The sequence below is a fragment of the Kitasatospora sp. Root107 genome, assembly GCF_001424875.1.
Lineage (GTDB): Bacteria > Actinomycetota > Actinomycetes > Streptomycetales > Streptomycetaceae > Kitasatospora.
The window spans coordinates 462,215-473,487 of sequence record NZ_LMCT01000072.1 but is presented as its reverse complement, the minus strand read 5'-3'; the positions used below and the strand labels follow the sequence as shown (position 1 = coordinate 473,487).

Genomic DNA, 11,273 nt, shown 5'->3' with positions numbered 1-11,273 from the left:
GGCGACCTCGTCCGCTGGCTCCCCGACGGCACCCTCGAATTCCTCGGCCGCGCCGACGACCAGGTCAAAATCCGCGGCTTCCGCGTCGAACCCGGCGAAGTCCGCACCGCCATCGGCAGGTTCCCCGGCATCAGCCAGTCGGCGGTGGTGGTCCGCGAGGACCAGCCCGGTGACAAGCGGCTGGTCGCGTACGTGGTCACGGACCGCCCGGTCGACCCGGCCGCCGTCCGCGCCTTCGTCGCCGAGCGGCTCCCGGAGTACATGGTCCCCTCGGCCGTCGTCCTGCTGGACGCGCTGCCGATGACCCCGACCGGCAAGCTCGACCGCCGCGCACTGCCCGCCCCCGACCACACCGCCCGAGCCGTCGGCCGAGGCCCGCGCGACGAGCGGGAGGAGAAGCTCTGCGGCCTCTACGCCGAGATCCTCTGCCTGGACACCGTCGGCATCGACGACAACTTCTTCGACCTCGGCGGCCACTCGCTGCTGGTCACCCGCCTGATCAGCCGGGTCCGCTCGGTGATGAGCGCCGAACTCACCATCAAGGCCGTCTTCGAGGCACCCACCGTCGCCGATCTGACCAGCCGTCTGACCACCGCCACCCGGGCCCGGCCGGCCCTGCGGGCCCGCACCAAGGAGGTCTCCTCGTGATCCCGCTCTCCTACGCGCAGACCCGGCTCTGGTTCTACGAGCAGATCGCGGGCACCAGCTCGGCTTACAACCTGCCCTACGCGCTGCGCCTGACCGGCGAGTTGGACACCGAGGCACTGCACCTCGCGCTGACCGACGTGCTCGACCGCCACGAGGCACTGCGCACCACCTACGGCGAGGCGGACGGACAGCCGTACCAGCGGGTGCTGCCGATCGAGGACGTCGCCCCGGTCTGGACCGTCACCCCCTGCACCGAGCAGAACCTCACTGCCGAACTGGCCGCGGCCTGCAACCTGGCCTTCGACCTGACCACCGATCTGCCGATCCGGCCCTTCCTGTTCCAACTCGGCGAGCACGAGCACGTGTTGCTGCTGGTGATGCACCACATCGCCACCGACGGCTGGTCCCTCGGCCCGCTGGTCCGCGACCTGGCCACCGTCTACCGGGCCCGCCGCACCGGCACCGCACCCGACTGGGAGCCACTGCCGGTCCAGTACGCCGACTACACCCTCTGGCAGCACGAACTGCTCGGCACCGACGAGGACCCCGAGAGCCTGCTCAGCCAGCAACTCGCCCACTGGCGCGAGGCCCTGGCCGGCCTCCCGGACGAGGTACCGCTGCCGCTGGACCGCCCCCGCCCGGCCGTCCCCTCGCACAAGGGCACCGCCGTCTCGGCCGTCAGCACACCGGAGCTGCACACCCGGCTGCTCGCCTTCGCCCGGGAGCGGAACGCCACCGTCTTCATGGTGGTGCAGGCGGCGCTGGCCACCCTGATGTCCCGGCTCGGCGCGGGCACCGACATCCCGCTCGGCTCCGCCACGGCCGGCCGCACCGACGAAGCACTCGACGACCTGGTCGGCTTCTTCGTCAACACCCTGGTGCTGCGCACCGACGTCTCCGGCGACCCCGGCTTCGGCGAACTGGTCGGCCGGGTACGGGAGTCCGACCTCGCCGCCTTCGCCCACCAGGACGTCCCGTTCGAGCGCCTGGTGGAGGAACTCAACCCGACCCGCAGCCTGGCCAGACACCCACTGTTCCAGATCATGCTGCTCGCCCAGCAGGCGGGCGAGGGCACCGGCGCAGGGCCGGACTTCGCCGAACTCACCACCACTGCGCTGCCGGTGGGCACCGACGCGGTCAAGTTCGACCTCACCCTGGCGGTCGGCGAGTCACACCGCGAGGGCCGGCCGGCCGGGCTGCGCCTCAACGCCGACTACGCCACCGAGGTACTGGACGGTGACTCGGTCCGCCGATTGCTTGCTCAGCTGCTCCGGCTGCTGGACTCCGCGCTGGCCGCCCCCGAGCTGCCGGTCAGCCGCCTCGACCTGCTCTCCGAGGCCGAGCGGCACACCCTCCTGGTGGAGTGGAACGACACCGCCGTCCCGCTCCCGGACGGCCGTCCGCTGCCCGAACTGATCGCCGAGCACGCCCGCCGCACCCCAACGGCGACCGCCTTGGAGCACGGCGCCGAGTGCCTCACGTACGCCGAACTCGACACCCGGGCCAACCGGTTGGCCCACCACCTGATCTCCCAGGGTGCCGCACCCGGAGTCCTGGTCGGGCTCTGCCTGGAGCGCGGCATCGACCGGATCGTCACCCTGCTGGCCATCCTGAAGACCGGCGCCGCGTACGTCACGCTGGACGCCTCCTACCCGGCCGACCGCCTGGCCTTCATCGCCGAGGACGCCGCACTCCCCCTGCTGGTCACCGAGCCCGCCCTGCTCGACCGGCTGCCCGCCACCTCGGCCGCCCTGGTCCTGCTCGACAGTCTGCCCGACGGTCCGGACACCGAGCCCGCCGTCACCATCCGGCCCGGGGACGCCGCGTACGTCATCTACACCTCCGGCTCCACCGGCCGCCCCAAGGGCGTGGTCTGCGAACACGCCGGGCTGACCGACCTGTGCGCCTGGATGGTCCGGGAGTTCGGCCTCGGTGCCGCCGACCGGGCGAGCCAGCTCTCCACCCCGGGCTTCGACTCCTCGGTGGTCGAGCTCTGGCCGGTGCTGACCGCCGGCGGCACCGCCGTCCTGCCCGACAGCCGTCTGCTGGAGGACGCCGAGGCACTCACCCACTGGGTCGCCGACTCCGGCACCACGGTGTGCTTCATGCCGACTCCCCGTCTGGAGGCCGCACTTGACGACCTGACGGCGAGCCCGGGGGCCCTGCGCCTGGTCTACGTCGGCGGCGACACGCTGCGCCGCTGGCCCGCGCCGGACTCGCAGTTCCGCCTCTCCAACCAGTACGGACCGACCGAGTTCACCGTCGGCGCCACCGCTGCCGACCTCGGCCCCGAACCCACCCCGGGCGCCCTGCCGCCGATCGGCGGCCCGAACGACAACACCCGGCTGTACGTGCTCGACCAGCACCTCGCCCCCGTCCCGGCCGGTGCCACCGGCGAGCTCTACCTGGCCGGGGCCGGTCTGACCCGGGGCTACCTCAACCGCCCCGGCCTGACCGCCGAGCGGTTCGTCGCCTGCCCCTACGGCGATCCCGGCGAGCGGATGTACCGTACCGGCGACCTGGTCCGCCGCCGCCCCGACGGACAGCTCGCCTTCGGCGGACGGGCCGACAAGCAGGTCAAGATCCGCGGCCTGCGGATCGAACTCGGCGAGATCGAGGCCCTGCTCACCCGCCACCCCGACGTCACCCAGGTCGCCCTGGACCTCTACCAGGGCCCCGGCGACCGCAAGGAGCTGGTCGCCTACCTGACCGGCAGTCAGCCGCTCGACCCGGCCGAGCTCCGCCGGCACGCGGGCCAGTGGCTGCCCGACTACATGGTCCCGACCGTATTCGTGCAGCTCGACGCGCTGCCGCTGACCCCGAACGGCAAGCTCGACCGGCGCGCCCTGCCCGCTCCCGAACTCCCCGAACGGCAGGCCGGACGAGGCCCCCGGAACGCCCGGGAGGAGCTGCTCTGCGGCATCTTCGCGGACCTGCTCGGCCTGGAGACGGTCGGCATCGACGAGAACTTCTTCGATCTCGGCGGCCACTCCCTGCTGGTCACCCGTCTGATCAGCCGGGTCCGCACGGTGATGAGCGCCGAGCTCACCATCAAGGCCGTCTTCGAGGCACCCACCATCGCCGAGCTGGTCAACCAGCTGGTCACCGACGGCGGCCGGCGTCCCGGTCTGCGCCGCACCGACCGGGATGCCGCGATCCCGCTCTCCCCCGCCCAGGCCAGGCTCTGGTTCTACGAGCAGGCCCAGGGCGCCGAAAGCACGGCGTACAACTTCCCGTACGCGATCCGGCTCCAGGGCGAACTGGACGGTCCGGCCCTGCAGTTGGCCCTGGACGATGTGATCGCCCGGCACGAGACGCTGCGCACCACCTACCAGGAGGTCGACGGCGAGCCCCGGCAGCGGATCGTACCGGCCGAGGCGGCGCGCCCCGCCTGGACCTTCGGCCGCTGCGCCGAACCTGACCTGAGCGCCGAGCTGGCCCGCGCCTGCAACGTCCCCTTCGACCTCGCCACCGACCTGCCGATCCGGCCGCACCTGCTCCAACTGGCCGACGAGCAGCACGTCCTGCTGCTGGTGCTCCATCACATCGCCACCGACGGCTGGTCGCTCGGCCCCTTCACCCGGGACCTGGCCACCGCCTACCGGGCCCGCCGGGACGGCGCCGCACCCGACTGGCAGCCGCTGCCGGTCCAGTACGCCGACTACACCCGCTGGCAGCATGAACTCCTCGGCACCGACACCAACCCCGAAAGCGTGCTCAGCCAGCAACTCGCCCACTGGCGCGAGGCGCTGGCCGGACTTCCGGACGAGGTCACGCTCCCACTGGACCGCCCCCGGCCGGCCAAGCCCACCCACCAGGGCGCGGCGGTCACCCTGACCAGCTCACCCGAGCTGCACGCCCGGCTGCTCGCCTTCACCCGCGAGCAGCACGCCACCCTCTACATGGTCGCCCAAGCCGCGCTGGCCGCACTGCTCAGCCGGCTCGGCGCGGGCACCGACATCCCGCTCGGGTCCGCCACGGCGGGCCGCACCGACGAAGCGCTGGACGACCTGGTCGGCTTCTTCGTCAACACCCTGGTGCTGCGCACCGACGTCTCCGGTGACCCCGGCTTCGGCGAACTGGTGGCCCGGGTAAGGGAGTCCGACCTCGCCGCCTTCGCCCACCAGGACGTCCCGTTCGAGCGGATCGTCGAGGAGCTCAACCCCGCCCGCAGCCTGGCCAGACACCCGCTGTTCCAGATCATGCTGCTCGCCCAGCCGCCCGGCGAGGGCCAGGGACCCGAGTTCACCGGCCTGGCCGCCGAGCCAGTCCCGGTGGGCACCGACGCGGTGAAGTTCGACCTCACACTGGCCGTCGCCGAGACCCGAGAGGACGGTGCCCCGGCCGGGTTGCGACTGAACGCCGACTACGCCACCGAGCTGCTCGATGAGTCGACCGTCACCCGGCTGCTCGGCCAGTTCCTCCGGCTGCTGGAGGCCGCGCTCGACGACCCCACCCGGCCCGTCAGCGGCCTCGACCTGCTCTCCGAGGCCGAGCGGCACACCGTGCTGGTGGAGTGGAACGACACCGCGGTGGCCTTCCCGACCGACCGCCGGGTGCACGAGGTGATCGCCCGGCACGCCCGGCTGACCCCGACCGCCACCGCCCTCGAATGCGGTCCCGACCGGCTCAGTTATGCCGAACTCGACGTCCAGGCCAACCAGTTGGCGCACCATCTGATCGACCGGGGCGTCACCCCCGGTGCACTGGTCGGCGTCTGCCTGGACCGGGGCACCGCCCAGGTGGTCACCCTGCTGGCGATCCTCAAGGCCGGTGCCGCGTACGTCCCGCTGGACGCCTCCTACCCCGCCGAGCGGCTGGCCTTCATCGTCGAGGACGCCGCGCTGACCCTGGTGGTCACCCAGACCGAGCTGGCCGACCGGCTGCCCGGCACCACCGCCGTCCTGTTCGGCAGCCAGCACGGCCCGGACACCGCACCACCGGTGACCGTGCAGCCGAGGGACGCCGCGTACGTCATCTACACCTCCGGCTCCACGGGCCGCCCCAAGGGCGTGGTCTGCGAGCACGCCGGTCTGAGCAATCTGGCCGACTGGATGATTCACGAGTACGGGCTGACCGCCGCCGACCGCTCCAGCCAGCTCGCCACCCCGGGGTTCGACTCCTCGGTGATGGAGCTCTGGTCGATCCTCTGCGCGGGCGGCACCGCCTGTCTGCCGACGCCTCATCTGCTGGACGACGCCGAGGCGTTGACCCAGTGGGTGGCCGACAGCGGGATCACCGCCTGCTACATGCCGACTCCCCGGATGGAGGCCGCCCTCGACGACCTGACCGCCAACCCGGGTGCGCTGCGGCTGATCTACCTCGGTGGCGACACCCTCCGCCGCTGGCCCGCCCCCGGGGTCCCGTTCCGGATGTCGAACCAGTACGGACCGACCGAGTTCACCGTCACCACCACCGCCGCCGACCTCGGCCCGGAGCCGAGCCCGGGCGCCCTGCCGCCGATCGGCCGGCCCGCCGCCAACACCCGCGTCTACGTCCTGGACGACCACCTCGCCCCCGTCCCGGTCGGCGCGGTCGGCGAGCTCTACCTCGCCGGGGCCGGTCTGACCCGGGGCTACCTGAACCGGCCCGGGCTGACCGCCGAGCGGTTCGTCGCCTGCCCGTACGGAGCGTCCGGCGATCGGATGTACCGTACCGGCGACCTGGTCCGGCTCCGTCCCGACGGTCAACTCGCCTTCGGCGGACGGGCCGACCAGCAGGTCAAGATCCGCGGCCTGCGGATCGAACTCGGCGAGATCGAGGCCCTGCTCACCCGCCACCCCGACGTCACCCAGGTCGCCCTGCTGGTCCGCGAGGACCGCCCCGGCGACCGGCGCCTGGTCGCCTATCTGACCGCCGGTCAGCAGCTCGACCCGGCCGAGCTGGCCCGGTACTCCGCCCAGTGGCTGCCGCAGTACATGGTCCCGTCCGCCTTCGTCCAGCTCGACCGGCTGCCGCTGACCCCGAACGGCAAGCTCGACCGCCGGGCCCTTCCCGCCCCCGAACTGCCTACCGGCGAGACCGGCCGCGAGCCCAGGGACGAGCGGGAGCGGGTGCTCTGCGCGATCTTCGCGGAGGTGCTCGGACAGCCGGCCGTCACCATCGACGACAGCTTCTTCGACCTCGGCGGCCACTCCCTGCTGGTCACCCGGCTGATCAGCCGGGTCCGCACCGCGCTGGGCGGCGAACTCACCATCCAGGCCGTGTTCGAGGCGCCCAGCATCGCCGAACTGGCCGGCCGGCTGACCGGCGAGACCCGCCCCGCACTCCGCCCGGTCGAACGTGACGCTGCCGTCCCGCTGTCGCACGCACAGCACCGGCTCTGGTTCCACGAGCAGATCCAGGGACCGGGTCCGGCCTACAACCTGCCCTACGCGCTGCGCCTGACCGGCGAGTTGGACACCGAGGCGCTCCGCCTCGCGCTGACCGACGTGCTCGACCGCCACGAGGCACTGCGCACCACCTACGGCGAGATCGACGGCGAGCCCCGGCAGCGGGTGCTGCCCGTCGGCGCCACTCCACACTGGACCTACGCGGACTGCGCCGAACCTGCCCTGGACGCCGTACTGGCGGAGGCCTGCGGCCACGTCTTCGACCTGACCACCGACCTGCCGATCCGGCCCTTCCTGTTCCAGATCACCGGGCAGGAGCATGTGTTGCTGCTGGTGATGCACCACATCGCCACCGACGGCTGGTCCCTCGGCCCGCTGCTCAGCGACCTGGCCACCGCCTACCGGGCCCGCTGCACCGGCACCGCACCCGAGTGGCGGCCGCTGCCGGTCCAGTACGCCGACTACACCCTCTGGCAGCACGAACTGCTCGGCACCGACGACGACCCCGAGAGCCTACTCAGCCGCCAACTCGCCCACTGGCGCGAGGCCCTGGCCGGCCTCCCGGACGAGGTACCGCTGCCGCTGGACCGCCCCCGCCCGGCCAAACCGTCCTTCCGCGGCGCAGCGGCCACCGTCACCAGCAGCCCCGAGCTGCACGCCCGGCTGCTCGCCTTCACCCACGAGCAGCACGCCACCCTCTACATGGTCGCCCAGGCCGCCCTCGGCGCCCTGCTCTGCCGCCTCGGCGTGGGGACGGACATCCCGGTCGGCTCGGCCACGGCGGGCCGCACCGACGAAGCACTCGACGATCTGGTCGGCTTCTTCGTCAACACCCTGGTGCTCCGCACCGACGTCTCCGGCGACCCGACCTTCCGTGAACTGGTCGGCCGGGTACGGGAGTCCGACCTCGCCGGGTACGCCAACCAGGACGTCCCATTCGAGCGGATCGTCGAGGAGCTCAACCCGACGCGCAGCCTGGCCAGACACCCGCTGTTCCAGATCATGCTGCTCGCCCAGCCACCCGGCGAGGGCCACGGCGCGGCCTTCCACGGGCTGACCACCACCCCGCTGGCACTCGGTACCGGCGCCGCAAAGTTCGACCTCACGCTGGCCGTCGCCGAGACCCGGCTGGACGGTGCCCCGGCCGGATTGCGGCTGAACGCCGACTACGCCACCGACCTGCTCGACCACGACACCGTCACCCGCCTGCTCGGCCAGTTCCTCCGACTCCTGGAGACCGCGCTCGCCGCTCCGGAGCTGCCGGTCAGCCGGCTCGACCTGCTCACCGAGGCCGAGCGGCACACCGCCCTGGTGGAGTGGAACGACACCACCGTCCCGGCCGGCACCGACCTGCCGGTTCCCGAGCTGATCGCCGAACACGCCCGTCGCACCCCGGCCGCGACCGCCCTGGAGCACGGCACCGAGCGCCTCACGTACGCCGAACTCGACACCCGGGCCAACCGCCTGGCCCATCACCTGATCGACCGGGGCGTCACGCCGGGCGCGCTGGTCGGCGTCTGCCTGGACCGGGGCACCGAGCTGATCACCACCCTGCTCGCGGTCCTGAAGGCCGGCGCCGCGTACGTCCCGCTGGACGCCTCCTACCCCACCGAACGGCTCGCCTTCCTGGTCGAGGACGCCGCCCTGACCCTGGTGGTCACCCGGCCCGAACTGGCCGACCGGCTGCCGGACGTACCGCTCGTCCTGCCCGGCCACCCCGACGGACCCGACCGACCCGACACCGCACCCGCCGTCTCCATCCGGCCCGGGGACGCCGCGTACGTCATCTACACCTCCGGCTCCACCGGCCGCCCCAAGGGCGTGGTCTGCGAACACGCCGGACTGACCGACCTGTGCGCCTGGATCACCGGCGAGTACGGCGTCACCGCTGCCGACCGCGCCAGCCAGCTCGCCACCCCGGGGTTCGACGCCTCGGTGATGGAGCTCTGGCCGGTGCTGACCGCCGGTGGCACCGCCGTCCTGCCGGACACCCGGCTGCTGGACGACGCCGAGGCGTTGACCCGCTGGGTGGCCGAGGCCGGGATCACCGCCTGCTTCATGCCGACCCCCCGCCTGGAGGCCTCGCTCGACGACCTGACCGCCACCCCCGGTGCCCTGCGCCTGCTCTACCTGGGCGGCGACACGCTGCGCCGCTGGCCCGCACCGGGAGTCCCGTTCCGGATGGTCAACATGTACGGGCCGACCGAGTTCACCGTCGCGGCCACCGCCGCCGACCTCGGTCCCGAGCCGAGCCCCGGCGCCCTGCCGCCGATCGGCGGGCCGGTGCACAACACCCGGGTCTACGTACTCGACCAGCACCTCGCACCTGTCCCGGTCGGCGCCACCGGCGAGCTCTACCTCGCCGGGGCGGGCCTGACCCGGGGTTACCTCAACCGCCCCGGTCTCACCGCCGAGCGCTTCACCGCCAACCCGTACGGCACGCCCGGCGAGCGGATGTACCGCACCGGCGACCTGGTCCGCCGCCGCCCCGACGGACAGCTGGCCTTCGCCGGACGGGCCGACCAGCAGGTCAAGATCCGCGGCCTGCGAATCGAACTCGGCGAGATCGAGGCCCAGTTGGCCCGGCACCCGGAGGTGGCGCAGGTCGCCCTGGACGTCCGGGAGGACCAGCCGGGCAGCCGGCGCCTGGTCGCCTACCTGACCGCCGCTCACCCGCTCGACCCGCTCGACCCGGCCGGGCTGCGGGCCTTCGCCGCCGAGCAGCTGCCCGACTACATGGTCCCGGCCGCCTTCGTCCAGCTGGACGCGCTGCCGCTGACCTCGAACGGCAAGCTCGACCGCCGCGCCCTGCCCGCCCCCGACCTTCCGACCCGACAGGCGAGCCGGGGCCCGCGCGACGAGCGGGACCGGACGCTCTGCGGGATCTTCGCCCAGGTGCTCGGACAGCCGGAGGTGGGCATCGACGACAATTTCTTCGACCTCGGCGGCCACTCCCTGCTGGCCACCCGCCTGGTCAGCCGGATCCGCTCCGCCCTCGGCGCCCGGCTCAGCCTGCGGGCCCTGTTCGAGGCGCCGACCGTGGCCGAACTGGCCGAACACCTGGACTCCGGCGAGGAGTCGGACTCACTGTCCGTCCTGCTGCCGCTCCGGCCGCGCGGCTCGCGGACCCCGCTGTTCTGCGTCCACCCGGCCGCCGGGGTGAGCTGGGTGTTCTCCGGCCTGCTCAGCACGCTCGATCCGGAGCAGCCGGTCTACGGCCTCCAGTCCCGGGCCTTCGCCGACCCGGAGGCGGCGCCCGCGAGCATCGTGGAGATGGCCAAGGACTACCTGGAGCAGATCCGCCAGGTCCAGCCCACCGGTCCGTACCAGCTGCTCAGCTGGTCGTACGGCGGCGCGGTCGCCCACTCGATGGCGGTCCAGCTCCGAGCCGCGGGCGAGCAGGTCGCGCTGCTGGCGATGCTGGACGGCTACCCGCCGATCCCGGCCCAACTCCGGGACTGGTCCCCGGAGGACGGCGAGACGCTGGCCGCCCTGCTCAACACCCTCGGCTACCCACTGGACGGCTACCGCGACGGCCGGCCGACCCCGGCCGAGTACCGGGCGGCGGTGCAGCACGCCGACGGCCCGCTGGCCGGGCTCGAACCCGAACTGCTGGCCGCCCTGCCCCGGGTGTTCGCGGGCAACCTCAATCTGCTGGCCGACCACGAACCGGGCTACTTCGACGGCGAGTTGCTGTTCTACCTGGCCACCGCCGGCCGCCCGGCCGACGCCCCCGAACCCACCGTCTGGCAGCCGTACGTCGGCGGCGGGCTCACCGTGCACCCGATCGACTGCGCCCACGCCTGGATGACCGGGCCCGCACCACTCGCCGCGATCCGCCCGACCCTGACCGCCGCCCTAGGGCCTGTCCGACCCAACCCTGGAGACCCCCGATGACCACTGCCCCGCCCGCCACCGAGAGCGCCTTCGCCGTCCAGGTGGTCCGCCGCTTCTACGAGTTGGTCGACCGCGGCGACGCCCCCGGCCTGGCCGCGCTGTTCGCGCCGGACGCCGAGTACCGCCGCCCCGGCTACGGGCTGATGACCGGCCCCGAGGGTCTGCTCGGCTTCTACGGGCGGGACCGCACCATCCGCGCGGGAAACCACACCCTCACCACCGTGCTCGCGGACGGCCCGACGGTCGGCGTCTTCGGTGAGTTCCACGGCGTGCTGCACTCCGGCGAGCCGGTCGACCTACGCTTCGCCGACAGCTTCACCGTCCGCCCCGACGGGCTGTTCGCCACCCGCGACACCTACTTCTTCGCACCGCTCGTCTGACCGTCCACCCCCAGGT

At 73.0% G+C, this 11,273-nt stretch carries 3 protein-coding genes; all 3 read left to right on the top strand.

Features of this window, described 5'->3' with window-relative positions:
- A partial coding sequence (locus ASC99_RS35605) for a phosphopantetheine-binding protein (protein WP_057239957.1) occupies window positions 1-648 on the top strand: 648 nt, incomplete at its 5' end.
- Window positions 645-10,877: a non-ribosomal peptide synthetase gene (locus ASC99_RS35600; RefSeq protein WP_057239956.1), complete on the top strand. Its 10,233-nt coding sequence runs from the start codon at window positions 645-647 to the stop codon at window positions 10,875-10,877. The genes ASC99_RS35605 and ASC99_RS35600, both read left to right, overlap by 4 nt.
- A complete protein-coding gene (locus ASC99_RS35595; RefSeq protein WP_057239954.1) occupies window positions 10,874-11,257 on the top strand; it encodes a nuclear transport factor 2 family protein in 384 nt (127 codons plus the stop codon). Before ASC99_RS35600 ends, ASC99_RS35595 begins: the two co-directional genes overlap by 4 nt.
- Window positions 11,258-11,273 lie beyond the last annotated feature (16 nt).

Coding starts and splice junctions, on each gene's coding strand:
- ASC99_RS35595 (WP_057239954.1), top strand. CDS start 10,874: ATGACCACTGCCCCGCCCGCCACCGAGAGCGCCTTCGCCGTCCAGGTG.